Source organism: Mesorhizobium sp. B2-4-7 (assembly GCF_006442685.1).
Classification (GTDB): domain Bacteria; phylum Pseudomonadota; class Alphaproteobacteria; order Rhizobiales; family Rhizobiaceae; genus Mesorhizobium.
Map to the genome: position 1 here is coordinate 175,876 of NZ_VFVH01000010.1, position 25,404 is coordinate 201,279.

Below are 25,404 nucleotides of genomic sequence, written 5' to 3' on the forward strand. Positions count from 1 at the left end.
CTCTCCAAGCCTCGGCAAGCCGACTTTTGCTTGAACCAGACTGCGCTAGCGGCGAGCCCCTGCCAGGGCGCGCCGCTTGGCCTCGTCGATCAGCATGTTGGCCACCTGCATGCGGATCATGGCGCGCTGGCGCAGGTGCGGCGCGACGCGATCGGGATGGTTGGAAAAGGCGAAACTGCGGCGCATGCGACCAAAGTCGGCGACAGCCTTAGGCGTGTCCAATCCCAATTCCACGGCAATCGATTCGGGATCGATCGGAGGCAGTTTTTCTTCGGGCCTTATCTCTTCGCCCGCAAGTGCCAGCTTCGCATGATCGAGCAGGGCCGCGAACTCTGCGGCGAGATCCGCGCCTGCCTCGCGATATTCCGTGGCAAATCCGCTGCCAGAAACTTTGATACGGCCGGAATGGAGCTCGTCGGCGACGGAAAGATAGTCAAACGGAATCGACGGGCGAGTGGCCGCCTCTTCGCCTCCCCCGTCCGTCTCGGAGGCGACGAAGAGATCATCGAGCAACGAAGCGAAATCCCGCTTGGCGCTGGTAACGATGTCAGCCTCCCCAGTCTCACGGTGTCTTCGAGACATCCACCTTAGGGTCCGCTCGTTAAAAATGCATACCGCTGATTTTAACAATTGAAAGCGTTGACGAGACTGGACCATGCATGGCAGGCATGCAAATGCTGCACTGCACAATTGTCCCAAATCTCGTATATTCAAACACTGGGAGGTCCAACAGGGGCCTGGATTTATGGGGTTCTTCACTGAAATGTTCGCACGGCCACGGCCGCAGGAACATCTGCGTTATCGTGCCGCGCTCGCGCTGCTGCATTCCATGAGCAATGCGGACCGCGCCGACATCGGCATCAAGCCCGCCGATTTCCCGCGCGTCGCCCGCGAAATGTCCGTTCGCTAGTTCGGCCAGCCAGGGATATTCCGGCTCCGGCCGGGCACCGCCTTGAAGGCGTGATCCGTCAACGCGAGCCCAGGAACGTTGCCTTGCCCAGCGGCACGCCATTATGGCGAAGAATGTCGTAGGCGGTGGTGAGGTGGAAATAGAAGTTGGGCATGGCCAGATGCAGGAGATACTGCAAACCGGCCATCGAGACCTCGCGCCCGCCGAGCCTTACCTCGACAATCCGCTCGTCCGAACTTTCCAGATCGGCCGCGGAGAACGTCGCCAGATGGTCAAGGGTCTTGGCGATGCGCGCCTGCAATTCGGCAAAGCTCGCCTCGCTGTCCTCGTATTTGGGAACCTCCCGGCCGGCGAGCCGCGATGGGGCTCCCTTGGCATGGTCGGTGGCGATCTGCACCTGCCTGGTCAACGCGAACATGTCGGGCGCCAGCCGCGCCGTCAGGAACACCTGCGGGTCGATCTTGCGCTCGCCGGCGTTCTGTTCGGCCGTGGACAGCACGCTGGACAGCGCTTTCAACCGGGCCGAAAACACAGCCACCGATACTTCATACATGGATAGGGTCACGCAATTATCTCCCGGGGCAGTTGAAGCGCCGCGAGCGCGAACTAGCGCCTTCCCGGGCGATTCTTCAAGCGATACCCGCAAGGCGTCACCACGTCGCCGCAATCACCGTGGTAGAATCTCCGTTACCGCGTGGAGATTCCCGATGAGACACGCTTTTCTCGCAGCGACTGCCTTGTTCTCCCTTGCCTCGATCGCCCAGTCGGCACCTGCCGACGAGGCGCCCTACGTCGATGACAGGTCGAGCGCCGAGGCAGTTGTCCGCTCGCTCTACAGTGCCATCAACCGGCATGAATTCGCACGTGCCTGGGGTTACTATGGCGATACCAAGCCGGCCAAGGACTTCGACAGCTTCGTCAAGGGCTATGACGGTACCGACAAGGTGGATGTCAGGACCGGCGCCGTATCCAACGAGGGCGCGGCAGGCAGCATCTACTACAGCGTTCCGGTCGCCATCCAGGCAACCGACAAGAAGGGCGAGGCGAAGGTCTTTGCCGGCTGCTACACGCTGCGCCAGGTCAATGCCCAGATTCAGGCGCCGCCATTCCAGCCGATCTTCATCGACAGCGGAGCGCTGAAGCCGTCGAGCGCGGATTTCGAGCAGGCTGTGCCCGCTAGCTGTGGCGACGGCCCGCCACCTCCGAAGAGGGATGCAGCGCTGGAGCAGGCCAAGAAGGCTTTCCTGGCCAGCTATAGCGACCAATGCGACAAGGATCTCGCGGCCAAGGAGCCGGAGATTTTTTCCATCAAATACAGGGACAAGGATGCGGCGGCCGGCGATCCCGACAAGGAAACGCGCCTGTTCCATTTTTCCTGCTCGGCGGCCGCCTACAATGAAAGCTCGATCTACTACATGACCGACGAGGCGAACGGCGTCAGGCAATTGCAGTTCACCGAACCGGAGATGGACATCCGCTACGTGAACAACGACAGCGAAGGCAGGGTCGAATCCATGCACATCCTCGGCTTCCGGACCACTGGCTGGGCGACCAATTCCAGCTACGACCAGGACGCCCACACGATCACCACCTTCAACAAGTGGCGCGGCGCCGGCGATGCCTCGTCAGCAGGCACCTATCTGTTCCGCAACGGCGATTTTTCGCTCGTCCAGTACGACGTCGACGCTTCCTACGACGGCGAGGAGAACCCGCAGACGGTTGTCGACTACAACACCGCTCCTTGAGCCGTGCGGCGTCCGATCAGGGCGCCTTCGACAGCATCCAGTTCAACGCGCCGCGCCAGTCGACCATGCGGATGGGGGTGCCGTGCGTGCCCGTCTCGAAGCGCACGAAGCGGGTCGGATAGGCTTTCGACTTGGCGATGATGGACCGGAAGAAGGCTTCCTGGTTTGCCACGGGAAAGACCACGTCATGGCTGCCCTGACCGAAGAAAACCGGCACGTGGCGCCTGAAGGCAGGGCTGGAGAAGAAACTCTCGTCCCACAGCGAGCCAAGCAGCAAAAGCCCACCGATTTGCCTGCCCGTGTCCGTGCGGGCGGCAAGCTTCCAGCACAATGCGCCGCCCATCGAGCCGCAGGCGACGACGATCTTCGCGCCCGGCGACTGTTGCGCATAGTGATCGATCAGCGCCGCGACCTGTGCCGCGCCCTTGTCGCCGAAATCGGGGAAGTCAGGGCTGAGATAAAGGCCGCCATTGCCTGCCATCAGGTTTTTGATGCGGTTGAAATTGCCGCCGAAAGTGAAGTCATCGACACCTTGCTTGCGGCTGCCGCCCTGCCCGTGCAGGTAGAGCACGATGACGGAAGCCCCTTGCGTCTTGCCTACGGCGATGTGCCGGACGTCGCCGGCATCGGTTTTCAACAGCAAATCCTGCTGCACCTTGCGCACACCGGTATCGGTATACTGTGCATGCACGCGCTTTTCCGGCACCTCGTCGCGCTGGTTGATGTCGCGCATCTCGCGGTAGTCGATCACCGTGTAGGCGCCGTCTGACGAGAGCGTCGCGGGATAGGCGAACAGATCGTCCTTGAAGGGTTTTAGTTGGAGAGCAGAGGCCTGGGCAGCAGAAAACAGGAAAAATATCGAAATCAGAAAGGCAGAGAGCGTGAGCACCCCCCTCTGATGTCCAATCTCCCCCTTTGAGGGGGAGATGGCCGGCAGGCCAGAGGGGGGTAGAAGCGTTGACATTAACGAAATGAAACCGGAAGCCATACCGCAGGCTTGCGTAATTCGGCCCGGGTTTGTCAATCCTGCAGCACGCCGCCGGCGCCTTCCAGCGCCTCGCGAGTGTCGACATCGACGGACGCGCCCTCGCCGATCTCTACATCGACGACGTCAAGTCCTCCGGCCTCGACCAGATGGCGTGCGCCGGTATCACCTTCGAGATGGGCGACAGCCGGGAACAGCGAGCGCGGCAGAAGTACCGGGTTGCCGCGTTTGCCAAGGTGCGAGGCGCGGACGACCAAATTGCCTCCCGCCCCGCGAAACGCATCGATCAGCCGGTCGAGATCGCCGGTCGAGACACCCGGCATGTCTCCGAGAACGATCATCGCACCGGCGGCATCTCCCGGCAGATAGGCCATACCGGCTTTCAGGGAGGTGGAGAGCCCATCGGCAAAATCGGGATTGTCGGCGAAAGTCACGTCCAGGCCCGATAACGCGCCGCGCACCCGCTCACGCTGGTGGCCGGTAACGACGATCGTGCCCGAAGCTTTCGAGGCGAGCGCACGCTCTGCTGTACGGCGGACCAACGGTTGGCCGTCGAAAAGCGCCATAAGTTTGTTCGGCCCGCCCATGCGGCTCGAACGGCCTGCCGCCAAAAGCACGATCCCGACCTTGAGCCGGCTTACGGCCGGCAGCGGTTCGCGCGGCTGCGGGCGTGTCGGGATTTCCATCAGCAGGCCGCCGACGCCCATGCCGGCGATGTCGGTCGCCGTTACGTCGAGGCCGGCGATCAGCCGGTCGAGCACCCAGTCGAAGCCGTTCTCCTTGGGGCTGCGGGCGCAGCCCGGCGCGCCGATGATCTGCTTGCCGGCGAGCCTGCCGAGCACCAGTAGATTGCCGGGGTCGACCGGCATGCCGGCGCGGATGACAGTACCGCCCGCTTCCTCGATCGCGGCCGGAACGACGTCGGCGAAATCGCTCATGGCCGAAGCGCCGAAGATCACGACCATGTCGTTATCGCGCGCCAGCGAGGCGGCCGCCTCGGCAACCGGCGCAACCTCGTGCGGCGTGCGGCGCTCGGCCGTCAGCCGCCCGCCCGAACGCGCCAGCCGTGCCTCGGTGACGCGCAACGTCTTATCGAGCACGCTCGGCTTGACGCCCGGCAAGACGGTCTGGATGACACCGACACGAATGGGCCGATAGGCATTGACGGCAAAGATCTCGCCGCCGGCGCAGATTTCCAGTACGGCATCGACCAGCGCCGACCCGACGGCGAAGGGAATGATCTTCACGGTTGCCACCATCTGGCCCTTTTCGACCGGCGCATGCTGGCCAAGCGTGGCGATGGTGATGGTTGGATCGACGGCATTGATGGCGTCGATCATCGCGCTGTTGACGGTGAAGACGCCAGCGGCTTCGGCATGGAGGTTGACCCGCCCCGTCGCGGCAGGCTTGGCCGCGACATTGCGGTGGCGCATACCGGTCGCGATCCGTTCGGCGGCGGCGTCTTCGCCCAGATCGCCGGGAGAAAGCACGGCCGCGACGACTTCGCTGATGCCCGCCGCTTTCAGCACCCCGACATCCTCTGCACTCAGCCGATGCGCTTTGCGGAAACGTCGCTCGCCGACCGTCGTCGCGTGCGCAAGCACGGCGCCTTCGGCCTGTTCGATAGGAACCGGGCCGAATTTCACGCTGCGGCTTCCCTGGCTTCAAGGCCGCGCGAGCGAAACGCGTGAATGACCTGCGCCAGCACGGCGACGGCGATCTCGGCGGGGCTGGCCGCGCCGATATCGAGACCGATCGGCGCCTGGATGCGACCGATCTGCTCGGAACTGGCGCCCAGCGCCAACAGGCGCTCGACACGCTTGGCATGGGTTTTCCTGCTGCCGAGTGCCCCGACATAGAAGCACCTGGCGTCGAGCGCCGCCTTCAGCGCGAAATCGTCGATCTTGGGATCGTGGGTGATGGCAGCGACTGCCGTGTAGCTGTCGAGTGGCTGTCGTTGCAGGACCTCCTCAGGCCATTCGGCGTGCAAAGCGACATCGGGAAAGCGGTCCGACGTGGCAAAAGCCGTGCGCGGATCGATGATCTCGACTGGATAGCCGGCGATCCTGGCCATTGGCGCCAGCGCCTGGCTGATATGCACGGCACCGATCACCACCAGGCGAGGATGCGGCAGATGCGCGTTGAGAAAAAAGGTCCGCCCTTCCGCTTCGACCGAGCCGGAATTCCCGGTGCGGAACGCCTTGCTGATCGCGGCACCGAGATCGCCGGCGACCGGATCGCCCTCGCGCACGACACGGTCGCGGCCGTCACCAAGATCGGTGACCAGGATCGCGGCGCGGCGCGCGCGGCGCTCGGCGTTGAGTGTTTTCAGCGCATAGGGATCCATCGAAGATCAGCCTAGCCTTTCCACATACACTTTGATGCGGCCGCCGCAGGAAAGGCCCACCTGCCAGGCGGTCTCGTCGGCGACGCCGAATTCCAGCATTCTGGGCTTGCCGGTGCCGATGACGTCCATGGCATCCGTCACCACGGCGCCTTCGACACAGCCGCCCGAAACCGAGCCGTGGAAATTGCCGTCGGCGTCGATGACCAGATGGCTGCCGGCCGGGCGTGGCGCGGAACCCCAGGTCTCGACAACGGTCGCGATGGCGACATCCTTGCCGTCCTTCATCCAGCCTTCCGCGATGATCAGCGGGTCACGGGCCTCGTCGAGATAAATGCTGTCGCTCATCGTTGCTTCTCTCAGGGTCTGTTTTTCCCGGAAATATGTGTCTTCAGCAGCATATGGCTACGCGGCGCGCCTCGCGCCACCCTCCATCCATCGCCGCGGATCGACGGCATATCCAGGCTTCCGGTCCAGCGAAGCGCAGAGATCGGCAAGCGCGTCGAGATTGTGCACGGCACGGAATTCATCGACATGCGGCAGCATCGCCCTGACGCCGCGGGCGCGCGCCTGGAAACCGTCGAAGCGCAGCAAGGGGTTCAGCCAGATCAGCCGCCGGCAGGATTTGTGCAGACGCTCCATTTCCTCCGACAGGCCGTCGACCTCGTCTCGCTCCAGCCCGTCGGTGATCAAAAGCACCACCGCGCCCTGTCCTAGCACGCGCCGCGACCATATCAGGTTGAACTCGGCCAGCGTGTCGCCGATGCGCGTGCCGCCCGACCAGTCCTTGACCGCGGTGGAACAGTCGGCCAGGGCGGCGTCGGGATCGCGATGGCGCATCTGTCGGCTCAGATTGGTGAGCCTGGTGCCGAAAACGAAAGTGTGCACGCGCCGGCGCTTTTCCGTCAGAGCATGCAGGAAATGCAGGAAGATGCGCGTGTACTGGCTCATCGAACCGGAAATGTCGGCAAGCACGACCAACGGCGGATACACTTCGCGGAGCGAGCGGAATTTCGGCAGGATCAGTTCGCCCCCAGTGCGTGCGGCCGAGCGCATCATGGCACGCGGATCGATGCGGCGACCGTGCGAATCGGCCTTGAAACGGCGCGTCCGCACCATATCGAAGGGCAACCGCAGTTCGGCGATCGCTTTCCTGGCGTCGGCCATCTCGGCGGCATTCATCTGAGCGAAATCCTTGGCCCTCAGCACCTCGTTGCCGGAGAAAGTAAAGCGCGCGTCGACCTCGATCTCGGGGATTTCCTGCGCCGGCTGGTTCCTGCTGTGGCCTGCGAACATGGCCTGGCTGACACGGCTTTCGGCCGCGCGTGGCTTCTGCTTCTCCCTGGTATCGGGCGCCACCGGCGAAAGCATCGCCAGCATCTTTTCGATCAGCTCACGCGACTTCCAGAATAGCCGGAAGGCCTCGTCAAAGATGGCATGGTCCTCATGCCGCGACACCAGCACGGCATGCAGCGTCCAGTAGAAATCGTCGCGCGCGCCGATGCCGGTGGCAAGTACCGCCTCGATGGCATCCTTGACCGAGGCCGGACCGACGCGCATGCCTGATTTGCGCAAGACACGGGCGAAATAGACGATGTTGTCGGCGATGTGGCCGTCGACAGTCGCCTCCTTGGGTTCCGCGCGAGGCATGGCCATGAGCCCTACTCCGCCGCCGAAAGCTCGGCCTTCACCTCGTCGAGGATACGCCGGCCTTCGCCCTCGCCGATGCGGGCAATGTCGTCCTGGTATTTCAGCAGCACGCCGATCGTGTCGGAGACGGTTTCCGGGTCGAGCGCGACCTTGTCGAGTTCGGTCAACGCGCCGGCCCAGTCGATGGTCTCGGCAACGCCCGGCATCTTGAACAATTCGATCTGGCGCAGCTTCTGGATGAAGGAGACCACCTCGGCCGAAAGCCGGCTGTTGGCCTGCGGCACCTTGCGGCGCACGATCTCCAACTCCCGCTCGGCGCTGGGATAATCGACCCAGTGATAGAGGCAGCGCCGCTTCAGCGCGTCATGGATTTCGCGGGTGCGGTTGGTGGTGATTATGACGATCGGCGGCTCCTCCGCCCTGATCGTGCCGAGTTCGGGCACCGTCACCTGGAAATCGGAAAGGATCTCGAGCAGGAAGGCCTCGAACGCCTCGTCGGTACGGTCGAGCTCGTCAATCAGGAAAACCGGGGCGGCGCCGGCCTTGCCGGTCAGCGCATCGAGCACCGGACGGCGTATCAGGTATTTTTCCGAGAAAACGTTGCGCTCCATGTCGGAGCGGTCGACCTTGCCGGCCGCCTCCTCCATGCGGATCTCGATCATCTGCGCGGCATAGTTCCACTCATAGACGGCGGACGAGACGTCGAGACCTTCATAGCATTGCAGACGGATCAGCCGGCGGCCGAGCGCCTCGGCCAGCACCTTGGCGATCTCGGTTTTGCCGACGCCGGCCTCGCCCTCGAGGAACAGCGGCCGCTTCATGCGCAGCGACAGGAAAAGCACGGTGGCCAACGACCGGTCCGCCACATAGTCCGCGCCGGTCAGGAGATCGAGCGTCTCGTCGATCGTCCGCGGCACGGGGCGCGGTTTTAGCTCGGTCATTCCTTCTCCGTGGACGCCTCTGCCCCGCTTTCCAGAACGTGGTAGCCGCGGGCGTGATAGATCAGCGGCCGCAAATTATCGCCCATGCGCAGGCCTGTCACCTTGCCAAAAAGCACACGATGGGTGGCCAGGTCCTTGGTGTCGATCAGTTCGCAGTCGAATACGGCGAGCGCGCCCTTCAAGGTCGGCGCGCCGGTGGAGATCACATCCCACTCGCCGAGCGCGAAACGTTCCTCGACCGGCAGGCCGGTGATGCCGGAAAAGCCGATCGACAGCGGCTCCTGGTGCGAGGCAAGCGTGTTCAAGGCAAACCTGCCGTTTTTCACGAACGGCTCGTTCTTGGGATTTTCACGGTTCAGGCAGACCAAAATGGTCGGCGGCGTATCGGAAACCGAACAGGCGGCGATGACCGTCGCGCCGCGCTTGCCGGCCGGCCCGTCGGTGGTCACCACATGGACGTGACCGGCAAAATGGCTCATCGCGTCGCGATAGGCCTGCGGTCCTATGTCGTTCTTCTTCAACACCGGAGATTTTCCATAGCCTGAACCCTATCGCTATATATGGCTAGATATGACAAGCCACAAGCGAAGTGCTTGGCCCATATCCCGAAATTCGCGTGTTGCGCCAAGACCGGGCAGCCTTTAGGTCTTGGCGGGAGTGGCGCCGGGACCATCCGGGCTCGCTTGGAGGAAGTCTTCGACAGGATGCGACCCGGGGCAACGATATCTGCCGCGCTGGCCTGGCTGCTGCTGACCGGCGCCGCCAACGCCCAGACGCTGCTCGTCGGTGTTGCCGCGCCGCTCTCCGGATCCTCGGCGATCCTTGGCAGGCAGATCGAAGCCGGCGCCGAAGTGGCGGCCCAGGCGAACGGCATCGAGCTCAAGACCATCGACGATGCCTGCACGGCCGATGGGGGTGCCGCGGCAGCCCGGGAATTCGCGACCGCCAAGGTCAATGTCGTCGTGGGATTTCTCTGTACGGAAGCGATCGAGGCGGCGATGCCGATCTTGAAGGACGCAGGCATCGCCGTCATCACCGTTGGCGTGCGAACCGAAAGCCTGACTGACCGTCGTCCCAAGACCGGCTGGCCGGTCTACCGGCTCGGACCGAGGGGCGACGACGAGCGCAATGCCGTCGCCAACACCCTTACCCGGCTTTGGCAGAACGAACTGTTCGCCGTCATCGATGACGGCACCATCTACGGCCGTGAGATCGCCGAGACGTTGCGGGCGGCGGCCGAACAGGCGGCGCTGAAGCCGGTGTTCGTCGATACGTTCCGGCCGCAGCTCGACAACCAGATCGGTCTGATTGGCCGGCTGAAGAAGGCCGGCGCAACCCATGTCTTTGCCGGTGGCGACGGCGACGACATCGCCATCATGGGTCGCGACGCCGCGCAACTCGACGCCGGCATCGTATTCGCCGGCGGCGAGAACCTGCGCACTCCGCCCGGCGCAGTGCCCTATGCCACGGGAACGCTGATGATCGCTCCCCCGGAATGGGCCGATGTCGCCAATCCCAAGGTGCTCGAGGTGTTTGCCTCGCAGAAGATCGTGCCGGACGGCTACACGCTGCCGGCCTATGCGGCGGTAGAAACCGCCAAGGCGGCGATGGCGGAAGCCGCAAGCTCCGGCAGGCCGCTTGCGGAAGCGCTCATCGGGCATGATTTCACCACGGCGATCGGGCCGGTGCTCTTTGATGCGAAGGGCGACCTCAGCCGGAATCCGTACCGCGTCTTTCGGTTCGATGGCGCCCGCTTCGTACCGTTGGAAAGCAACTGATGTTTCGCACCGGCCCGCGCAACCTGATCACCGATGTCGCCGGTCTCAGCGTCGGCAATGCCTCCGATGCCCGACTGAAATCCGGCGTGACGACGGTCCTTTGCGACGAACCGGCCGTAGCCGGCGTCCAGATCCTGGGCGGTGCGCCGGGCACGCGCGAGACGGACCTGCTCGAACCCCACAATTCGGTTGAGACGGTCCATGCCGTGGTGCTGTCGGGCGGGTCGGCTTTCGGCCTCGACGCAGCGTCCGGCGTACAGGCAGCACTGCGCGAGCGTGGCATCGGCTTCGAGGTCGGCGGCTTTCGCGTGCCGATCGTGCCGGCGGCGATCCTGTTCGACCTGCGCAATGGCGGCGACAAGGACTGGGGCCGCTATCCGCCATACCGCGACCTCGGCTACGAGACGGTGCAGGCCGCCGGTTCGGATTTCCAGATCGGCACGACCGGCGCCGGCACCGGCGCGCTGACCTCCGGTCTCAAGAGCGGGCTTGGCTCGGCTTCGACGCTGCTTGACAATGGCGTCACCATCGGCGCGCTGGCGGCGGTCAATCCGATCGGCTCGGTGACCATCAGCCGAAGCCGCCATTTCTGGGCGGCTCCGTTCGAGATCGGCGATGAATTCGGCGGGCTTGGCTATCCCTCGCCAATGCCGGACGACGCCAAAAGCATCCTCTTGAAGTTTCGCGACAAGACGTTCACGGGCAAGGCGGATGCCGGCGGCAACACCACCATCGCCGTTATCGCCACCGATGCCGTTCTCACCAAGGCCGCCGCAAAGCGCCTGGCCATGTCAGCGCATGACGGTTTCGTGCGGGCCATATGGCCGACGCACACGCCGGCCGATGGCGATCTGGTCTTCGCGCTGGCGACCGGCAGGAGCGGTATCCGGCTCGAAGCCGACGCGGCAATCGACCTTTATGCCGCGGCAGGCGCCACGATGGCGCGCGCCATCACGCGCGGCGTTTTCGCCGCGACGCCCGCCGAGGGCGATCTGTTTCCGGTCTGGTCTTCGCGCTGACTTATACGCGATCAGGTGGGGTCGGACTTTTCTTGCTCGAAAGTGACCGCGACGTCGGAATTCGCCGACAGCCAGACCTTCTTTCCCTCGACCTCCGCGACAAGGCTCAGGGGAATGAAATGATGGTGCCCCTTATGCGTGCCCATGCCGCTGTCGGACTTGGTCAGCTTGATCCGCTGCCCCTCGACTTTGTCGACCGTGCCGACATGAACGCCATCGGCACCGATCACTTCCATATGCTCACGAATTTTGCTGGTGTCGGTCATGGTGGTTCTCCATTGGGACTGCCGACAATAACAGACGAGGCCGCGATTGGATGCATGGCGCTTGCTTTATCGGGCAGCGCGACGCCGGTATCTTGTCGTGATAGGGAATGGCGATATCGTTGGCCGGCGGAAAACCTCATGCAAAACCTTCTTCTGTTTGCCGTTTGCCTGCTTGCGCAGTTTTGCGCAGTCGTCGCCGCCCGGGCCGGGGATGTCGCCGAGCTTGAAATCCTGGGCTTCACCAAGGACGGCGGCATCTTCGCGTTCGAAGAATATGGCGTGCAGGATGGATCGGGATTTCCCTACGCCAATCGCTATTATATCGACACCAGCAACGACAGCTTTCTCCAGGGAACGCCTATTCGCGTCCGGCTCGACGACGAGAACGCCACGTTGACGGCGGCTCGTATTCAGGCCCGCGAGAAGGGCGAAGCGGTCGTCAGCCAGGCGGAGTTGGCCGCGAACAAGGGCATCACCGCAGGCTTCAACCCGGTAACGGAGATGTCCGCCGACCCGCATCGGATGGCGGTCAATCCGCGTCCGATCTTCTCGCCAGTCGACCAGCCGCTCGAGTTCCGGCTGGACGAGATCGGCATGAACGAGACTAAGGGCTGCGAGAGCCAGGGTGAGATCAATGGCTTTCGGCTGCTGCGCGTCGAGGCGCAAGCCGGCGGTACGACGAAGCTGTTGCACGAGGACAAATCGATCCCCAAGAGCCGGGGTTGCCCGAACGGCTACCGCATCGGAGCCGTGCAGACATTTTCGATGGACAATCCCAGCGCCTATGCGGTGCTGATCGCGGTGCGCCAATATGGCTTCGAAGGCCCGGACTATCGCTGGATCGCGGTGACCGGCCGCCTGTGACACCGCTCGTCCACCCCGCCAGGCGTCATCGCGCCCTGGGCCGCCTCCGCGGCGCCATACCAACGCCGGGCACGGCGCTGCTCGGCGCGCTGCTTTGGGCCGCCACGATGGGCGCCAGCGCGCTCCTCAACCTGTTGCTGGAAAGTTGGCTGACGCCAGATAAAATCCGCACCGTGACGCTGCTGTTTGCAGGCGGCGGCGCTCTGGCCTTTCCTGTTGGCCTGTTCGCGGCACGGCTGGTCTCGCGCGGAAGGAGCTGGGAAGTCGCCTTCGCGGCGGCATTCGTGGGTCTCGCCGCCGCGACGATCGGCCTGACCGCCGGGCTGTATGCCTTGCAATACCGGTCCTACTATGCCGCATGGCATGCACCTACCTTCACCCTCACCTGGGGGCTCCAGTTCGTCTTCACGATGGCGGTGGCGCTCTACCAGTTCGTGGTGCTGGGCATCAGGCTCTATTTCCCGATCGGGTTCCTCGCCTTGTTTGCCGCCAGCCTCTGGTTTGCGCGGCGGCGGCGTTGAGCATTTTGTCCGCCTCTGTTAGGACGCGGGCAAATTTCTCGACACGTCAGGACTGACCGATGATCCCTCGCTACTCCCGGCCGGAAATGGTGGCCATATGGTCGCCCGAAACCCGGTTCCGCATCTGGTTCGAGATCGAGGCTCATGCCTGCGACGCGCTGGCCGAACTCGGCGTCATCCCGAAACAGGCGGCGAAGACCATCTGGGAAAAAGGCAATGCCGCGAAGTTCGACGTCGATGCGATCGACGAGATCGAGCGTGTCACCAAGCACGACGTCATCGCTTTTCTCACCCATCTCGCCGAATTCGTCGGACCCGACGCCCGCTTCATCCATCAGGGCATGACATCCTCGGACGTTCTCGACACGTGTTTCGCGGTGCAGCTCACGCGTGCCAGCGACATGCTGCTGGCCGACATCGACGCGCTGCTTGCGGCGCTGAAGCGCCGCGCCTTCGAGCACAAGGATACCGTCACCATCGGCCGCAGCCACGGCATCCATGCCGAGCCGACCACCTTCGGCGTCAAGCTGGCGCAAGCCTATGCCGAATTTTCGCGCTGCCGCGAGCGGCTCGTGCATGCTCGCGAGGACATAGCCACCTGCGCCATTTCGGGAGCGGTCGGCACCTTCGCCAATATCGAGCCTTATGTCGAAGAGCATGTCGCGGCAAAGCTCGGGTTGAAGCCGGAGCCGGTATCGACGCAGGTGATCCCGCGCGACCGCCATGCCATGTTCTTTGCCACGCTCGGCGTCATCGCATCGTCGGTGGAGCGGCTGGCGATCGAGATCCGGCATCTGCAGCGCACCGAGGTGCTGGAAGCCGAAGAGTATTTTTCGCCTGGCCAGAAAGGTTCGTCGGCGATGCCGCACAAGCGCAACCCGGTGTTGACCGAGAACCTAACCGGCCTTGCCCGCATGGTGCGCTCCTTCGCGCTGCCGGCGATGGAGAATGTGGCGCTCTGGCACGAGCGCGACATTTCGCATTCCTCCGTCGAGCGCATGATCGGGCCGGATGCGACGGTGACGCTGGATTTCGCGCTGGCGCGGCTGACCAGCGTCATCGACAAACTGCTCGTCTATCCCGGCAACATGCTGAAGAACATGAACAAGTTCCGCGGCCTGGTGCATTCACAGCGCGTGCTGCTGGCATTGACGCAAGCCGGCGTCTCCCGTGAGGATGCCTACCGGCTGGTGCAGCGCAATGCCATGAAGGTGTGGGAGCAAGGCGCTGATTTTCTTGAACAACTACTGGCCGACAATGACGTCACCGCCGTCTTGCCGGAAGCCGAGATCCGCGAGAAATTCGACCTGGGCTACCACACCAAGCATGTCGACACGATCTTCCGGCGGGTGTTCGGAGAGGCCTGAGGGGCTTTCCTTCTCCCCGTCGCTACGAGGAGAAGGTACCGCAGGACGTAACTGCCGATCACGCTTTGCCGGGAACGGTCCTGATCACCGTGCCCCACGGATCTTCGCGGGTCGTTTCACTGGCCACGTTGTCGGACCGCATCTCGACCCAGGCAAGGCCTGACCGGGTCGGATCGCGGCGGCCGGCGCCGGCGCTCTGCCACGCATTGGCGCCGATATGATGATGGTAGTGGCCTGACGACAGGAACACAGCCTGGCCGCCATACTTCGCCACCGTGTCGAAGCCGAATTCCTGGTTCCACCAGGCTTCCGCCTCTTCCGGCCGGCCGACGCGCAGGTGGACGTGGCCGACAATGCTGTTTTCAGGCGCTCCCTGCCAGCCCGCGTCGCCCGCCGGCACTTCGGCGACGACCGAAGGAATGTTCAGCCGTTCGGTCGCCATCGCGATCTTGTCGCCGTTCCACGTCCAGTCCTGCGGACGGCGATCGGCATAGATCTCGATCCCGTTGCCCTCGGGATCGGTGAGGTACAGCGCTTCGCTGACCAGATGGTCCGAAGCGCCCTCTATGGCGATCTTGTCTGATATGGCGTGGTTGATCCAGCGGCCGAGATCGGCACGGCTGGGCAGCAGGAAAGCCGTGTGGAACAGGCCGGCGCTGCGCGGATCGTCAGGCTTGGCCGAGGCGTCCGGCTCCAGCACCAACAGCGGACGGTTGGCGGCGCCCAGGGTGATCGCGCCATCGGCGCGGCTCAATTCCTGCAAGCCGACAACAGCGCGATAGTAGGCCGCTAGGCTTTCGGCGTCGCGCGCCTTCAGCCCGACCCGGGCAACGCTCACCGGCGTGGTGGCGGCAAAGGGCAGTTCGCTCATGATTGTCTCCGTTGCGGCGACGCTTTGGCATAAACCCCGAGGTCAGGAGCCCGGCGCCGGCCATCATTGTACATCGTGTCAGCACCAAATGCGGTCCTTCACGGCTGTTTCTTTCCAGAGGACAAATCGGCGATCGTGATCGTTCACACAAGACAGCGAAAAGCGAACATGGTGTTCACCATTGCAAGCAGGAGCGCACCCATCGGCGGTTGCATGAGGCAATCACGCTCGCTATCTCAGCGCCATGAAAGTCAAAGACGCAGATATTCTCATCATCCCGGGCTACACTAACTCCGGACCCGAGCACTGGCAGACCCGCTGGCAGTCAAAGCTGTCGACCGCGCGGCGCGTCGAGCAGGCGGAATGGTCGAAGCCCGTGCGCGAGGACTGGACGGCGAGCGTGGCTAAAGCGGTCAACGAAGCCGAGAAGCCCGTCGTCCTCGTCGCGCATTCCCTTGGCGTTGCCGCGGCGGTGCAAGCCATCCCGCAGTTTCGCAAGCCGGTCGCCGGCGCATTCTTCGTGGCGCCGCCCGATGTCGCCAATCCGGAGGTACGGCCAAGGCACCTGATGACGTTCGGCCCCTACTCGCGCGAGCCGTTGCCCTTCCCGTCCATGGTGATTGCCAGCCGCAACGATCCGTTCTGCGCCTTCGACGTCGCCGAGGACATTGCCGGCGCCTGGGGATCTCTGTTCATCGATGCCGGTGAAGCCGGTCACCTCAACGCCGATTCAGGCTTCGGCCCATGGCCCGAAGGTTCGATGACCTTCGCCAAATTTCTCACCGAACTGAAGGCCTGACGACCCCGACCGGATCGCGGCTCTCAGCCGCCGATCGAATCCTTGATGCCTTTCAACAGCGTCTTCGCCCCTAGTGAAATCAGCGCGTGCTCGGACCCTGTGGCCAGCAGGCGGTAGCCCATCGCCACGACGCGGCCCGCGATGGCCGGTTCGATGACGTAGATCGCCGCATGCTTGCCGGCCTTGCGGGTACGCTCGGCGATCGAAACCACCGTTTCCATCATGCTTTCGAGCGTCGAATTGACGGTCGTGCCGTTCGACCAGGCAATCGAGAAGTCCGATGGCCCCAGGAAAATGCCGTCGATACCGGGTGTATCGAGGATGCCGTCCAGCGCATCGAGCGCCGCCCGCGTCTCGACCATGGCGAAGGCCATTGTGCGCTGGTTGCTGTCGCGCAGCCATTCGGCATGATCACCCTTGCCATGGCGTGGGAAGGCATAGGTGGGGCCCCAGGAGCGCTCGCCCACCGGCGGGTATTTCATCGCCGCAGCGAACAGTTTTGCATCCGCCACCGAGTTGACCATCGGCGCGATCACCGCCTCGGCGCCGAAATCGAGCGCCCGGCTGGCCATGTCGAAACGGCCGACGGGAATACGCACCAATGCCGGCTTGCCGGTGGCAAGCACGGGCGCCAGGCCGCGCAACACGCTGTCTTCATGATGGCCGCCATGCTGCATGTCGAGCGTGACCGCATCGAAGCCCTGCCTGGCAAGGATTTCGACGGTCAGCGCGTCCGGCACGCCTGACCATGCGGTGACCAGCGTTTCATCGGCCGCAAGGCGGGATTTTAGGGACATCGGCTGTTTCCTCGCTAAGGATCGCAGTTTCAGCCGGAAACGACGGGAAACGCAAAGAAAAACCGCCCGGCTGGGCCGGGCGGTCGATTGGTCCAGTCATTCTTTTGCCGCAGGTTCCGTCGCAAAATTGTGGGACATTTTTGCGGAACCTGCTTCGGCCGGATCAGGTGTTCTTGATCTGCTCGATGGCCTGCGCCATCAATTCGTCCATGGTGCGGCGGATCTGATGGTCCGACTGGCTGACGCCGGCAGCGTCGAAATCCTTGCGGATCTTGCGGAAGACGTCGTGATCGCCGGCTTCCTCGATATCGGAAACAACCACTTCCTTGGCGTAGGCATCGGCCTCGGCGCCGGATTTCCCGAGCTTTTCCGCGGCCCACAGGCCGAGAGCCTTGTTGCGGCGCGCCGACGCCTTGAACCGAAGCTCCTCGTCGAACACGAATTTGCGCTCAAAACCCTCTTCGCGATCCTTCATGTTGCTCATGGCGTCCCTCCGATGGAAATCGATTCGCTGGCATTGATGAATATGTGATGGCGAAGCACAAACCAAAAGGCTGGCGGCCGGTCAATACGCTTCGTGGCTTGCTGCGCTGCGGCATTTCGGTCCCGAAAGCAGTTGATTGAAAGGATTTGCCGATTGAGCAAACAAGGCGATTACGATAGACACCGGCATTGAACGCCACCGTCGCCACACTAATTTAGGCAGACGGACAGGAACTGGTCGCTTGCCGCCTGCCCGCAAATCCAGAGAAAAATCAAATGAAAAATCGCCGCCGCATTTATGAAGGCAAGGCCAAGATACTTTATGAAGGCCCTGAGCCCGGGACGCTGATCCAGTTCTTCAAGGATGACGCAACCGCGTTCAACAAGAAAAAACACGAAGTCGTCGATGGCAAGGGCGTGCTTAACAATCGCATTTCCGAGCACATCTTCAATCATCTCAACCGGATGGGCATTCCGACCCACTTCATCCGCCGGCTCAACATGCGCGAGCAGCTGATCAAGGAGGTCGAGATCATCCCGCTCGAAGTGGTGGTGCGCAATGTCGCCGCCGGTTCGCTGTCCAAGCGCCTTGGCATCGAGGAAGGCACGGTCCTGCCCCGCTCGATCATCGAATTCTATTACAAGGCCGATGCGCTCGACGACCCGATGGTCTCTGAAGAGCACATCACTGCCTTCGGCTGGGCGAGCCCGCAGGAAATCGACGACGTCATGGCGCTGGCCATTCGCGTCAACGACTTCCTGTCCGGCCTGTTCATGGGCGTCGGCATCCAGCTCGTCGATTTCAAGATCGAATGCGGACGCCTGTTCGAGGGCGACATGATGCGCATCGTCGTAGCCGACGAGATCTCGCCCGATTCCTGCCGGCTGTGGGACGTGGCGACGCAGGACAAGCTCGACAAGGACCGTTTCCGCCGCGACATGGGCGGCCTCGTGGAGGCCTACCAGGAAATCGCCCGCCGTCTCGGTATCATGAACGAGAACGAGCCGCCGCGTCCAACCGGACCGGTGCTCGTCGCGTCGAGCGAGCCGCCGAAGGGCATGAAGCACTAATTGCCAGCAACGGGCTTGCCGGAAACGGCAGGTCCGGCGCAGACCGATACCGATCATTCAGGAGCATCGATGAAAGCCCGTATCACCGTAACCCTCAAAAACGGCGTGCTGGACCCGCAAGGCAAGGCGATCGAGCATGCGCTGTCGGGGCTAGGTTTTGACGGCATCGGCTCGGTGCGGCAAGGCAAGGTGTTCGACGTCGAGCTCGCCGGGACCGACAAGGCCAAGGCCGAGGCCGATCTCAAGGCCATGTGCGACAGACTGCTGGCGAACACGGTGATTGAGAACTATAGTGTGACGCTTACCTGAGGTTGTGCCGGAGGCACGGATGCCCCAACTTGCCGAAACCCAGAGGCCTTACGAACCAAAATGAAATCAGCCGTCGTCCTCCTGCCTGGCCTTAACCGCGACCGCGATATGATCGCGGCGCTGACCAAGATTTCCGGCAAAGCGCCAGCCACGGTCTGGCAAACCGACACCGAAATCCCGGATGTCGACCTGATCGCCATTCCCGGCGGCTTCTCCTTCGGCGACTATCTGCGCTGCGGCGCGATCGCGGCGCGCATGCCGGTGATGCGGGCGGTCGCTGAAAAGGCGGCCAAGGGCGTCATGGTCATCGGCGTCTGCAACGGTTTCCAGATCCTGGTCGAGGCCGGCCTGCTGCCGGGAGCGCTCATGCGCAACTCCTCGCTCAAATTCGTCTGCCGGCAGGTGAAGCTCGAGATCGCCAACGCCAACACCATGTTCACCCGCCGCTACCAGCCGGGCCAGATCATCCGCTCGCCGGTGGCGCATCACGACGGCAACTACTTCGCCGATGCCGAGACGCTTGCACGCCTGGAAGGCGAAGGCCAGGTGGTGTTCCGCTATGCGGACGGCACCAATCCCAACGGCTCGATCAACGACATCGCCGGCATCATCAGCAGCCGGGGCAATGTGCTGGGCCTGATGCCTCATCCCGAGAACCTGATCGAAGCGGCACATGGCGGCAATGACGGGCGGGCGTTGTTCGAAGGCGCGCTCGGCATCGCCGCCTGATATCTTCCGAAATTCTTTCAGAACCTGGGGGCGGCCTGACGATGAGACTGACGATTACTCGCTTTGCTCTCCTGGCTGCCGCCGGCCTTGCGCTGGCATCCTGCCAGTCGGGTCCGAAGAGCGCTCCGCCGCCTTCCGGCAAGAGCGCGGCGCTGCTGGCCATGGAACAGGTGGCGATCTCCGCCCATAAATGCTGGATCGCCAGCAAGGACCCGGCCTTCAAATCCTACCAGATGGCCAATGAGCTGAATTCGTTCAGCGGCACGCCGCGCTTCCTGCTGGTGCCGGCCAAGCATTATGGCGGCAAGCCGCTGCTGGTGGTGCAGGCGCAAGGCAATTCGAGCCGTGTAGACGTGTTCGGTCCGCTGATGGCCGAGCCGCTCGGCGCGCGCATCGGCTCCGACATCGCCCGCTGGCAAGCCGGCAATCCGGCCTGCGCCGCCGCCGCGTAAGATGGGCCGGCTGCTGCAGGTCGCGGGTCTGGTCGCAGGGCTGGCCGGTCTTTTCCTGCAGTTCTCGATCACCGTTCCGGCCTCGATGGAAGCCGGCCGCGGCCTGATCGGTTCGGTCGTCTTCTACTTCAGCTTCTTTACCATCCTGACCAATATCGGTGCGGTGCTCGTCCATGCGTCGCTGCTGTCGCCCGCCGGCCATGCCTGGTTTCCGGCCTTTGCCGGAGCGCGGATGCGGGCAGGCGTCGCCGTCGCCATCACCGTGGTCTTCATGGTCTACGCCACCGTGCTGGCACGCCTCTGGCAGCCGCAGGGCCTGTTCCTGCTGTGCGACGTGCTGCTGCACTATGTGACGCCTGCACTGTTCGTGCTGTGGTGGCTGGCCGCCGGTGCCGACGGCAAGACGCGATGGCAAGACGTTTCCTGGTGGATGCTTTATCCGCTCGCCTATCTGGCCTATGCGCTGGCGCGGGCGTCCATAACAGGCGAAGTGCCCTACCCGTTCCTCGATGCCGCCAGGAACGGCATCGCCAGCGTCGCCATCGCCTCGCTGGCCATCACCGCCCTTTTCCTGGCGCTATGCGTTGGCGCCGTGCTTGCGGACCGCGGCCTGTCGCGGATCAGGGCGCCAGTTGTGCAGCCACGCAAGCAGGATTGAACATTGCATCGCGCCTGTTCATTCCCAGAATGGCCTGATCCCTTCGCGATGGGCGTCGCAGCGGGAAATGCCGATGTCCTTCAACTGGTCGTCGGTCATGTCCAGCAAGGCGAGCCGGCTGCGCCTGCGCTCCAGCAGGCCGTCGATCCAGCGCCCCAGCGATTTGACCATACGCACGATGCGGCTGACAAAGCCGCCGCGGTCCACAGGTCGCGCGGCGAACAATCCTGCGGTTGTCTGGCTGATTGTCTCGATTGTATCCATCTTCGCTCTACCAAAGCTGCAAATTGCACTCTTTATTCCACACAACGCATGTGAATTGACTCATCGTTCGACGCAATATACAAAATTGTCACCATGACAAATTGGCTTCCCGACCTCACGGCCAGCTCCGGCCCGCTTTATCAGCGCCTTGCTGACAGCATTGAGTCAGATATCGACCGCGGCGTGATCGACGCCGGGGCAAAGCTGCCACCGCAGCGGGATCTCGCCTATGACATCGGCGCAACCGTCGGCACGGTCGGCAGGGCCTATCAATTGCTGCGCGAGCGCGGGCTGGTCAGCGGCGAGGTCGGGCGCGGCACCTATGTCCTCGGCCGGCAGAACGCGAAGCCCGACTTCATAGCGCCGGACGCGCAAGGCACGCGCGACATCGATGCGCCGCGCGGCAAGCTGCGCTTCGACAGCACCGCGGCGCCCGATGTCGGCCAGGGCGCCATCGTCACCGAAGTGCTGTCGCGCACGGCTTCGGATCATGCGCATGAGATTTCGAGCTACACGCGGGATTTTCCCGAGCGCTGGTTCGAGGCCGGCGCCAGTTGGCTGTCGCGCAACTCGTTTCGACCGAGCGCCGATACGATCGTGCCGACGCTCGGTACCCATGCCGCTGTCATGGCGGCGATCGCCGCACTGACCACGCCCGGCGATTACGTCGCCTTCGAGCACCTGACCTATTCGCAGATTTCGCGCAGCGCCGGCCTGATCGGTCGTCGCACGGCGCTGGTGGCATCGGACCATCAGGGTCTCGACCCCGACGATTTCGAGCGTGTCTGCGCGCAAAAGCATCCGAAGATGATCTTTCTGATGCCTACGGTGCAGAATCCGACGCTGGCGATCCTGCCGGCAGCGCGACGTGAGGCAATCGCGCGGATCGCGCGTGAATACAATGTCGTTCTTATAGAGGACGATCTTTACGGCGGCCTGACCGAAGATCCGACGCCAATGCTGGCCGACTATGCACCCGAGCGCACCATCGTCGCAGGCGGCCTGTCGAAATCGGTAGCGGCCGGCGTTCGCGGCGGCTGGCTTTCCTGCCCGCCTGCTTATCGCCATCGCATCCGTGTTGCCCATAAGATGATGACCGGCGGCATGCCTTTCCTGCTGGCCGAGGTGAATGCCCGGCTGGTGCTGTCGGGCCAGGCCGCGGACATACGCAAACGCGCCATCGCCGAAATCAACGCCCGCACCGCCATTGTGTGCGAGACTTTGGCCGGCTTCGAATTCAAGTCGCGGGACAATATACCCTTTGTCTGGCTGACCTTGCCCGACCCCTGGCTTTCCGGCACGTTCAAGAACGCCTGCCTCGAGCACGGCGTGCTGATCGACGACGAAGACGAGTTCAAGGCGGGCCGTTCCGAGCAGGTCTTCCACGGTGTGCGCTTCGGCATTTCGCAGCCGAGGCAGCGCAAGGACATCGCGGACGGCGTTGCGGCGATCCGGAGGCTCCTCGACGAAGGCCGCGCCGGCTACGACAGTTTTTCCTGATCCGCATCGCCTTGGAGCGCCGGCGGTTCAGGATGCCTCCAGGCAAGACCCGAGGCGCATCGGTTGAGTCCGGTCCGGTGGGACGCGCGTTCAAGGCGCCGTGGCTTTCTCCGGATTCAGCCACTTTTCGTCGGTCCATGGGTGTATCGGCCGCAAAGCTTGCGATAAGAGGAGACTCAAAATCCCAAGCTCCCACGGATAAAAACCGCCGCCCATGACCATTTCCAATTCCGTGCCGATCACGCCCGAGCTCATTGCCGCGCACGGGCTGAAGCCAGACGAATACCAGCGCATCCTCGACCTCGTCGGGCGCGAGCCGAGCTTCACCGAACTTGGCATCTTCTCGGCGATGTGGAACGAGCATTGCTCGTATAAATCCTCGAAGAAATGGCTGCGCACGCTGCCGACGACCGGCCCGCGGGTCATCCAGGGACCGGGCGAGAATGCCGGCGTGGTCGATATCGGCGACGGCGACTGCGTCGTCTTCAAGATGGAGAGCCACAACCACCCCTCCTTTATCGAGCCCTACCAAGGGGCGGCGACAGGGGTCGGCGGCATATTGCGCGATGTCTTCACCATGGGCGCGCGGCCGATCGCGGCGATGAACGCCTTGCGCTTCGGTGCTCCCGATCATCCCAAGACCAGGCACCTGGTGGCGGGAGTGGTTTCCGGCGTCGGCGGCTACGGCAACTCCTTCGGCGTGCCGACGGTCGGCGGCGAGGTCAATTTCGACGCCCGCTACAACGGCAATATCCTGGTCAACGCTTTTGCCGCGGGTCTTGCCAAGACGGACGCGATTTTCCTGTCGGAGGCCAAGGGCGTCGGCCTGCCGGTCGTCTATCTCGGCGCCAAGACCGGTCGCGACGGCGTCGGCGGCGCCACCATGGCCTCGGCCGAATTCGACGACAAGATCGACGAGAAGCGCCCGACCGTGCAGGTCGGCGATCCCTTCACCGAAAAGTGCCTGCTTGAAGCATGTCTCGAACTGATGGCGTCCGGTGCGGTCATCGCTATCCAGGACATGGGTGCTGCCGGCCTTACCTGCTCGGCGGTCGAGATGGGCGCCAAGGGGGATCTCGGCATCGAGCTCGAGCTCGACAAGGTTCCGGTGCGCGAGGAGCGCATGAGCGCCTACGAGATGATGCTGTCGGAAAGCCAGGAGCGCATGCTGATGGTGCTGCGCCCCGAAAAGGAAAAGGAGGCCGAGGCGATCTTCCACAAATGGGGGCTCGACTTCGCCATTGTCGGCAAGACGACCGACGATCTGCGCTTTCGCGTCCTGCATCAGGGTGATCAGGTTGCGGACCTGCCGATCAAGGATCTCGGCGACAAGGCACCGGAATATGACCGTCCGTGGGTCGAGCCGAAGAAGCCGGCGCCGCTTGCGGCCAATGACATTCCGCAGGCCGATGTCGCCGAAGCACTGCTGAAGCTGCTCGGCGGCCCTGACCTGTCGTCGCGCCGGTGGGTGTGGGAACAGTACGACACGCTGATCCAGGGCAATTCGCTGCAGCTTCCCGGTGGCGATGCCGGCGTGGTGCGGGTCGAAGGCCATCCGACCAAAGCGCTGGCTTTCTCGTCGGACGTGACGCCGCGCTATTGCGAGGCCGATCCCTATGAGGGCGGCAAGCAGGCGGTGGCCGAATGCTGGCGCAACCTGACCGCCACCGGCGCGCTGCCGCTGGCCGCCACCGACAATCTCAATTTCGGCAATCCGGAACGGCCGGAGATCATGGGTCAGTTGGTCGGCGCGGTGAAGGGCATTGGCGATGCCTGCCGCGCGCTCGGCTTCCCGATCGTTTCGGGCAATGTCTCGCTCTACAACGAAACCAATGGCCAGGGCATCCTGCCGACGCCGACCATCGGCGGCGTCGGGCTGATCGCCGACTGGTCGAAGATGGTGCGGGCCGGCTTCGCTGAGCAAGGCCAGATGATCCTGCTGGTCGGCGCGCCGGCCTCATGGGGCACGCATCTCGGCCAATCGGTCTACTTGCGCGACATCCACGGCCGCAGCGACGGCCCGCCGCCGCCGGTCGACCTCGACCATGAAAAGCGTGTCGGCGACCATGTGCGCGCCCTCATCGCGTCCGGCATCGTCACCGCGGCTCACGACGTTTCCGACGGCGGCATTGCGGTCGCGCTGGCCGAGATGGCGATGGCATCAGGCATCGGCGCGACGGTCCCCGGACTGGCCGGCACCGATCCTATTCCGGTCTGGTTCGGCGAGGACCAGGGCCGCTATCTCCTCACGCTGTCAATCGATCCAGACAGTGAGGACTGGGACGCGATCCGCAAACAGCAAAGCGAACTCGCCATTTTCGCGCCCTGGATCGGCTCGACCGGCGGCAACACGCTGAAACTCGGCGAGGCACGGGCGATCCCGCTCGGCGAATTGACCGCCGCGCACGAAGGCTGGTTCCCGCGCTTCATGGATCAGGCCATTTGAGCAGAGCGTGATCCCGAAAAGTGGGAAACGATTTTTTCGGAAAAATCATGCTCAACCACAGGAAACTGGCCGTCCGGGCACTGCTTGCAGTCGTCTTCTGGCCATCGCTGTTCTTCTTCTGGTTTCTCGGCCCGTTCGTCTTTTTCCTGCTGTCTACGACATCGAGCGAGGTCTGCGCCCGGTTGGATACACGCGCGGAGTTCCTCGCCGCGGCCAACGACACGCTTCCGATGCTTGGCCTGCAAAACCTTTTCTATGCAGTTCCGCTTGTCTGCCTGGTGCTTTGGAGCCGGCTTCTGCCGGACCGGGCACGGACAAGGCACATCTTCACCTGCATAAAACTTTTCGCCGTCGCGGCCGCATTGGGGGCACTGTGGGAGTATGGCTCATCGCTGGCCTGCGATGGCTACGGCCAGCCGTTCTTCTCGCCCGTCTGGCGGATGACCGCCTACCTGCCGATTGCCAACCTGGCGATCAACCTTCCCCTCTATGTGCTGACCTTCAGCCTTGGGCGGACCTTCTCGACGCCCGAGGACGACCCCGCAGACGACGCCGGCGGTCAGAGCGAGGACGCGTCGTGAGCCACAATCGCGCTGGGGCTGGACGGAACGGCTTCAATCCCGGCCGGAAAGGCT

General features: G+C 63.5%; 30 protein-coding genes. 16 read left to right on the plus strand and 14 right to left on the minus strand.

The window, feature by feature from the left end:
- Window positions 1-45: 45 nt before the first annotated feature.
- Window positions 46-513, minus strand: coding sequence for a hypothetical protein (locus tag FJ946_RS24170; protein ID WP_140564677.1), 468 nt, complete (start codon window positions 511-513; stop codon window positions 46-48).
- A 142-nt stretch (window positions 514-655) separates the two neighbouring features.
- Here FJ946_RS24170 and FJ946_RS30845 point away from each other — a divergent pair, with 142 nt between their 5' ends.
- Window positions 656-910, plus strand: coding sequence for a hypothetical protein (locus FJ946_RS30845; RefSeq protein ID WP_181173419.1), 255 nt, complete (start codon window positions 656-658; stop codon window positions 908-910).
- A 58-nt stretch (window positions 911-968) separates the two neighbouring features.
- On the opposite strand, the gene FJ946_RS24180 is transcribed toward FJ946_RS30845, so the two are convergent.
- A complete protein-coding gene (locus tag FJ946_RS24180) occupies window positions 969-1,475 on the minus strand; it encodes a DUF1993 family protein (RefSeq protein ID WP_140564680.1) in 507 nt (168 codons plus the stop codon).
- A gap of 142 nt (window positions 1,476-1,617) precedes the next feature.
- Between FJ946_RS24180 and FJ946_RS24185 the strand changes: the two genes are divergently transcribed.
- Window positions 1,618-2,655 (plus strand): DUF1176 domain-containing protein, encoded by a 1,038-nt coding sequence (locus FJ946_RS24185; RefSeq protein ID WP_140564682.1) that lies wholly within the window; start codon window positions 1,618-1,620, stop codon window positions 2,653-2,655.
- A 16-nt stretch (window positions 2,656-2,671) separates the two neighbouring features.
- Here FJ946_RS24185 and FJ946_RS24190 read toward each other — a convergent pair whose 3' ends face one another.
- From FJ946_RS24190 to FJ946_RS24220, 7 genes are all read right to left on the minus strand, one after another.
- On the minus strand, window positions 2,672-3,514 hold the full coding sequence (locus FJ946_RS24190; protein WP_140564733.1) for an alpha/beta fold hydrolase: 843 nt from the start codon (window positions 3,512-3,514) through the stop codon (window positions 2,672-2,674).
- Window positions 3,515-3,675: 161 nt separating this feature from the next.
- Window positions 3,676-5,286, minus strand: coding sequence for a molybdopterin-binding/glycosyltransferase family 2 protein (locus FJ946_RS24195; RefSeq protein WP_140564683.1), 1,611 nt, complete (start codon window positions 5,284-5,286; stop codon window positions 3,676-3,678).
- Complete coding sequence (locus tag FJ946_RS24200; protein ID WP_140517689.1) at window positions 5,283-5,987, minus strand: XdhC family protein; 705 nt, start codon at window positions 5,985-5,987, stop codon at window positions 5,283-5,285. Before FJ946_RS24200 ends, FJ946_RS24195 begins: the two co-directional genes overlap by 4 nt.
- Before the next feature lie 6 nt (window positions 5,988-5,993).
- On the minus strand, window positions 5,994-6,332 hold the full coding sequence (locus FJ946_RS24205) for an XdhC family protein (RefSeq protein WP_140493798.1): 339 nt from the start codon (window positions 6,330-6,332) through the stop codon (window positions 5,994-5,996).
- A gap of 57 nt (window positions 6,333-6,389) precedes the next feature.
- The gene (locus tag FJ946_RS24210; RefSeq protein WP_181167568.1) at window positions 6,390-7,640 is read right to left on the minus strand and encodes a VWA domain-containing protein; all 1,251 of its coding nucleotides are present in this window, start codon (window positions 7,638-7,640) and stop codon (window positions 6,390-6,392) included.
- A gap of 5 nt (window positions 7,641-7,645) precedes the next feature.
- Window positions 7,646-8,575 carry a MoxR family ATPase gene (locus tag FJ946_RS24215; protein ID WP_140493800.1) on the minus strand — a complete coding sequence of 310 codons (930 nt, stop codon included), beginning with the start codon at window positions 8,573-8,575 and terminating at the stop codon, window positions 7,646-7,648.
- Window positions 8,572-9,099, minus strand: a complete 528-nt coding sequence (locus FJ946_RS24220; RefSeq protein ID WP_140493802.1) for a flavin reductase — start codon at window positions 9,097-9,099, stop codon at window positions 8,572-8,574. Before FJ946_RS24220 ends, FJ946_RS24215 begins: the two co-directional genes overlap by 4 nt.
- Window positions 9,100-9,279: 180 nt before the next feature.
- On the opposite strand from FJ946_RS24220, the gene FJ946_RS24225 reads away from it, so the two are divergent.
- A complete protein-coding gene (locus tag FJ946_RS24225) occupies window positions 9,280-10,353 on the plus strand; it encodes a branched-chain amino acid ABC transporter substrate-binding protein (RefSeq protein WP_140564685.1) in 1,074 nt (357 codons plus the stop codon).
- Window positions 10,353-11,372: a P1 family peptidase gene (locus FJ946_RS24230; RefSeq protein ID WP_140493806.1), complete on the plus strand. Its 1,020-nt coding sequence runs from the start codon at window positions 10,353-10,355 to the stop codon at window positions 11,370-11,372. The genes FJ946_RS24225 and FJ946_RS24230 overlap by 1 nt, the downstream gene beginning before the upstream one ends.
- 11 nt (window positions 11,373-11,383) lie before the next feature.
- Here FJ946_RS24230 and FJ946_RS24235 read toward each other — a convergent pair whose 3' ends face one another.
- Window positions 11,384-11,638, minus strand: a complete 255-nt coding sequence (locus FJ946_RS24235) for a DUF2171 domain-containing protein (RefSeq protein WP_140564687.1) — start codon at window positions 11,636-11,638, stop codon at window positions 11,384-11,386.
- 138 nt (window positions 11,639-11,776) lie between these two features.
- On the opposite strand from FJ946_RS24235, the gene FJ946_RS24240 reads away from it, so the two are divergent.
- The 3 genes from FJ946_RS24240 to purB are packed head-to-tail and all read left to right on the plus strand — an operon-like array spanning window position 11,777 to window position 14,390.
- On the plus strand, window positions 11,777-12,502 hold the full coding sequence (locus FJ946_RS24240) for a DUF2259 domain-containing protein (RefSeq protein ID WP_140493810.1): 726 nt from the start codon (window positions 11,777-11,779) through the stop codon (window positions 12,500-12,502).
- Entirely contained in the window at window positions 12,499-13,023 is a 525-nt protein-coding gene (locus FJ946_RS24245; RefSeq protein WP_246672573.1) for a hypothetical protein, read from the plus strand. Before FJ946_RS24240 ends, FJ946_RS24245 begins: the two co-directional genes overlap by 4 nt.
- A gap of 59 nt (window positions 13,024-13,082) precedes the next feature.
- Window positions 13,083-14,390 carry an adenylosuccinate lyase gene (purB, locus tag FJ946_RS24250; RefSeq protein WP_140564689.1) on the plus strand — a complete coding sequence of 436 codons (1,308 nt, stop codon included), beginning with the start codon at window positions 13,083-13,085 and terminating at the stop codon, window positions 14,388-14,390.
- A gap of 58 nt (window positions 14,391-14,448) precedes the next feature.
- On the opposite strand, the gene FJ946_RS24255 is transcribed toward purB, so the two are convergent.
- Complete coding sequence (locus FJ946_RS24255; protein ID WP_140493814.1) at window positions 14,449-15,261, minus strand: VOC family protein; 813 nt, start codon at window positions 15,259-15,261, stop codon at window positions 14,449-14,451.
- A 244-nt stretch (window positions 15,262-15,505) separates the two neighbouring features.
- Here FJ946_RS24255 and FJ946_RS24260 point away from each other — a divergent pair, with 244 nt between their 5' ends.
- On the plus strand, window positions 15,506-16,060 hold the full coding sequence (locus tag FJ946_RS24260) for an alpha/beta hydrolase (protein WP_140564691.1): 555 nt from the start codon (window positions 15,506-15,508) through the stop codon (window positions 16,058-16,060).
- Between the two features lie 23 nt (window positions 16,061-16,083).
- Here the strand turns inward: FJ946_RS24260 and FJ946_RS24265 are convergent, their stop codons facing one another.
- Both FJ946_RS24265 and FJ946_RS24270 read right to left on the minus strand, forming a co-directional pair.
- Window positions 16,084-16,857 carry an HpcH/HpaI aldolase/citrate lyase family protein gene (locus FJ946_RS24265; RefSeq protein WP_140564693.1) on the minus strand — a complete coding sequence of 258 codons (774 nt, stop codon included), beginning with the start codon at window positions 16,855-16,857 and terminating at the stop codon, window positions 16,084-16,086.
- A gap of 163 nt (window positions 16,858-17,020) precedes the next feature.
- Window positions 17,021-17,341 (minus strand): DUF1476 domain-containing protein, encoded by a 321-nt coding sequence (locus FJ946_RS24270; protein ID WP_140493820.1) that lies wholly within the window; start codon window positions 17,339-17,341, stop codon window positions 17,021-17,023.
- A gap of 275 nt (window positions 17,342-17,616) precedes the next feature.
- Here FJ946_RS24270 and purC point away from each other — a divergent pair, with 275 nt between their 5' ends.
- From purC to FJ946_RS24295, 5 genes are all read left to right on the plus strand, one after another.
- Window positions 17,617-18,411: a phosphoribosylaminoimidazolesuccinocarboxamide synthase gene (gene purC, locus FJ946_RS24275; RefSeq protein ID WP_140732271.1), complete on the plus strand. Its 795-nt coding sequence runs from the start codon at window positions 17,617-17,619 to the stop codon at window positions 18,409-18,411.
- Between the two features lie 69 nt (window positions 18,412-18,480).
- Entirely contained in the window at window positions 18,481-18,720 is a 240-nt protein-coding gene (purS, locus tag FJ946_RS24280) for a phosphoribosylformylglycinamidine synthase subunit PurS (RefSeq protein WP_140517697.1), read from the plus strand.
- 60 nt (window positions 18,721-18,780) lie between these two features.
- On the plus strand, window positions 18,781-19,449 hold the full coding sequence (gene purQ / locus FJ946_RS24285) for a phosphoribosylformylglycinamidine synthase subunit PurQ (RefSeq protein WP_140564695.1): 669 nt from the start codon (window positions 18,781-18,783) through the stop codon (window positions 19,447-19,449).
- Between the two features lie 41 nt (window positions 19,450-19,490).
- Window positions 19,491-19,901, plus strand: a complete 411-nt coding sequence (locus FJ946_RS24290; protein ID WP_140564697.1) for a hypothetical protein — start codon at window positions 19,491-19,493, stop codon at window positions 19,899-19,901.
- Window position 19,902: 1 nt separating this feature from the next.
- Window positions 19,903-20,559, plus strand: a complete 657-nt coding sequence (locus FJ946_RS24295) for a Pr6Pr family membrane protein (protein WP_140522058.1) — start codon at window positions 19,903-19,905, stop codon at window positions 20,557-20,559.
- An 18-nt stretch (window positions 20,560-20,577) separates the two neighbouring features.
- On the opposite strand, the gene FJ946_RS24300 is transcribed toward FJ946_RS24295, so the two are convergent.
- Window positions 20,578-20,823 (minus strand): DUF1127 domain-containing protein, encoded by a 246-nt coding sequence (locus FJ946_RS24300; RefSeq protein WP_140493830.1) that lies wholly within the window; start codon window positions 20,821-20,823, stop codon window positions 20,578-20,580.
- Between the two features lie 93 nt (window positions 20,824-20,916).
- On the opposite strand from FJ946_RS24300, the gene FJ946_RS24305 reads away from it, so the two are divergent.
- The 3 genes from FJ946_RS24305 (at window position 20,917) to FJ946_RS24315 (ending at window position 25,350) form a co-directional block, all read left to right on the plus strand.
- Window positions 20,917-22,323: a PLP-dependent aminotransferase family protein gene (locus FJ946_RS24305; RefSeq protein WP_140564699.1), complete on the plus strand. Its 1,407-nt coding sequence runs from the start codon at window positions 20,917-20,919 to the stop codon at window positions 22,321-22,323.
- 214 nt (window positions 22,324-22,537) lie between these two features.
- Entirely contained in the window at window positions 22,538-24,769 is a 2,232-nt protein-coding gene (gene purL / locus FJ946_RS24310; protein ID WP_140564701.1) for a phosphoribosylformylglycinamidine synthase subunit PurL, read from the plus strand.
- Window positions 24,770-24,816: 47 nt separating this feature from the next.
- On the plus strand, window positions 24,817-25,350 hold the full coding sequence (locus FJ946_RS24315) for a hypothetical protein (RefSeq protein ID WP_140558548.1): 534 nt from the start codon (window positions 24,817-24,819) through the stop codon (window positions 25,348-25,350).
- Window positions 25,351-25,404 lie beyond the last annotated feature (54 nt).

What these genes read in the sequence shown, in the direction of transcription:
- FJ946_RS30845 (WP_181173419.1), top strand. Translation starts at nt 656, where the DNA reads ATGCATGGCAGGCATGCAAATGCTGCACTGCACAATTGTCCCAAATCT.
- FJ946_RS24185 (WP_140564682.1), top strand. Translation starts at nt 1,618, where the DNA reads ATGAGACACGCTTTTCTCGCAGCGACTGCCTTGTTCTCCCTTGCCTCG.
- FJ946_RS24200 (WP_140517689.1), bottom strand. Translation starts at nt 5,987, where the DNA reads ATGGATCCCTATGCGCTGAAAACACTCAACGCCGAGCGCCGCGCGCGC.
- FJ946_RS24205 (WP_140493798.1), bottom strand. Translation starts at nt 6,332, where the DNA reads ATGAGCGACAGCATTTATCTCGACGAGGCCCGTGACCCGCTGATCATC.
- FJ946_RS24210 (WP_181167568.1), bottom strand. Translation starts at nt 7,640, where the DNA reads ATGGCCATGCCTCGCGCGGAACCCAAGGAGGCGACTGTCGACGGCCAC.
- FJ946_RS24215 (WP_140493800.1), bottom strand. Translation starts at nt 8,575, where the DNA reads ATGACCGAGCTAAAACCGCGCCCCGTGCCGCGGACGATCGACGAGACG.
- FJ946_RS24225 (WP_140564685.1), top strand. Translation starts at nt 9,280, where the DNA reads ATGCGACCCGGGGCAACGATATCTGCCGCGCTGGCCTGGCTGCTGCTG.
- FJ946_RS24230 (WP_140493806.1), top strand. Translation starts at nt 10,353, where the DNA reads ATGTTTCGCACCGGCCCGCGCAACCTGATCACCGATGTCGCCGGTCTC.
- FJ946_RS24235 (WP_140564687.1), bottom strand. Translation starts at nt 11,638, where the DNA reads ATGACCGACACCAGCAAAATTCGTGAGCATATGGAAGTGATCGGTGCC.
- FJ946_RS24240 (WP_140493810.1), top strand. Translation starts at nt 11,777, where the DNA reads ATGCAAAACCTTCTTCTGTTTGCCGTTTGCCTGCTTGCGCAGTTTTGC.
- purB (WP_140564689.1), top strand. Translation starts at nt 13,083, where the DNA reads ATGATCCCTCGCTACTCCCGGCCGGAAATGGTGGCCATATGGTCGCCC.
- FJ946_RS24255 (WP_140493814.1), bottom strand. Translation starts at nt 15,261, where the DNA reads ATGAGCGAACTGCCCTTTGCCGCCACCACGCCGGTGAGCGTTGCCCGG.
- FJ946_RS24260 (WP_140564691.1), top strand. Translation starts at nt 15,506, where the DNA reads ATGAAAGTCAAAGACGCAGATATTCTCATCATCCCGGGCTACACTAAC.
- FJ946_RS24265 (WP_140564693.1), bottom strand. Translation starts at nt 16,857, where the DNA reads ATGTCCCTAAAATCCCGCCTTGCGGCCGATGAAACGCTGGTCACCGCA.
- FJ946_RS24270 (WP_140493820.1), bottom strand. Translation starts at nt 17,341, where the DNA reads ATGAGCAACATGAAGGATCGCGAAGAGGGTTTTGAGCGCAAATTCGTG.
- purC (WP_140732271.1), top strand. Translation starts at nt 17,617, where the DNA reads ATGAAAAATCGCCGCCGCATTTATGAAGGCAAGGCCAAGATACTTTAT.
- purS (WP_140517697.1), top strand. Translation starts at nt 18,481, where the DNA reads ATGAAAGCCCGTATCACCGTAACCCTCAAAAACGGCGTGCTGGACCCG.
- purQ (WP_140564695.1), top strand. Translation starts at nt 18,781, where the DNA reads ATGAAATCAGCCGTCGTCCTCCTGCCTGGCCTTAACCGCGACCGCGAT.
- FJ946_RS24290 (WP_140564697.1), top strand. Translation starts at nt 19,491, where the DNA reads ATGAGACTGACGATTACTCGCTTTGCTCTCCTGGCTGCCGCCGGCCTT.
- FJ946_RS24295 (WP_140522058.1), top strand. Translation starts at nt 19,903, where the DNA reads ATGGGCCGGCTGCTGCAGGTCGCGGGTCTGGTCGCAGGGCTGGCCGGT.
- FJ946_RS24300 (WP_140493830.1), bottom strand. Translation starts at nt 20,823, where the DNA reads ATGGATACAATCGAGACAATCAGCCAGACAACCGCAGGATTGTTCGCC.
- FJ946_RS24305 (WP_140564699.1), top strand. Translation starts at nt 20,917, where the DNA reads ATGACAAATTGGCTTCCCGACCTCACGGCCAGCTCCGGCCCGCTTTAT.
- purL (WP_140564701.1), top strand. Translation starts at nt 22,538, where the DNA reads ATGACCATTTCCAATTCCGTGCCGATCACGCCCGAGCTCATTGCCGCG.
- FJ946_RS24315 (WP_140558548.1), top strand. Translation starts at nt 24,817, where the DNA reads ATGCTCAACCACAGGAAACTGGCCGTCCGGGCACTGCTTGCAGTCGTC.